The organism is Hyalangium versicolor, assembly GCF_020103695.1.
GTDB classification, from domain to species: Bacteria; Myxococcota; Myxococcia; order Myxococcales; family Myxococcaceae; genus Hyalangium; species Hyalangium versicolor.
Map to the genome: position 1 here is coordinate 1 of NZ_JAHXBF010000093.1, position 665 is coordinate 665.

1 pseudogene is annotated in these 665 nt (G+C 68.9%); it reads left to right on the top strand.

Annotated features, from left to right (window positions below):
* Positions 1-665: pseudogene (locus KY501_RS52890) on the top strand (hypothetical protein); the annotation flags it as partial.

Below are 665 nucleotides of genomic sequence, written 5' to 3' on the forward strand. Positions count from 1 at the left end.
TTCGGCAGCACCGCCTTCTCGGCTCCCACCCTCGTGGACGGCTACTTCGACGCTCGCCCCACCGACAGACTGCGCGGCATGGTCGTCGGCAGGCTCAGCTTCGATCCCACCCTCCCCTCGCAAACCACCTCCAGCTTCCTGGGCGCCAACCCCGGCGATGGCTCCACCAACGCGCCGGGTACCACCGTACCCAACCCGCGCGTCCTGCTGGACCAGGCCTGGCTGCGCTTCGACATCGCTCGCACGGTGTTCGTCACCGCCGGCAAGCAGCACGTCAAGTGGGGCACCTCCCGCTTCTGGAACCCCACTGACTTCCTCTCGCCCCAGCGCAAGGACCCGCTCGCCGTCTTCGATGCGCGCACCGGCGCCTCCATGCTCAAGCTCCACGTGCCCTGGGAAGCCAAGGGCTGGAACTTCTACGGCATCGCGCTGCTGGACAACGCAGGGCCCGCTTCCACCCTGGGCCGCATCGGCGGAGCCGCTCGCGCCGAAGTGGTGCTGGGCGAATCCGAGTTCGGCCTCAGCGCCGTGCTCCAGCGCAGCCGCAAGCCTCGCTTCGGGCTCGACTTGTCCACCGCCCTGGGGCCCTTCGACGTCTACGCCGAGGCCGCCTTCAAGAAGGGCTCCGATACGCCCCTGTACCGGCTGCCCGAGGGCAAATCCAT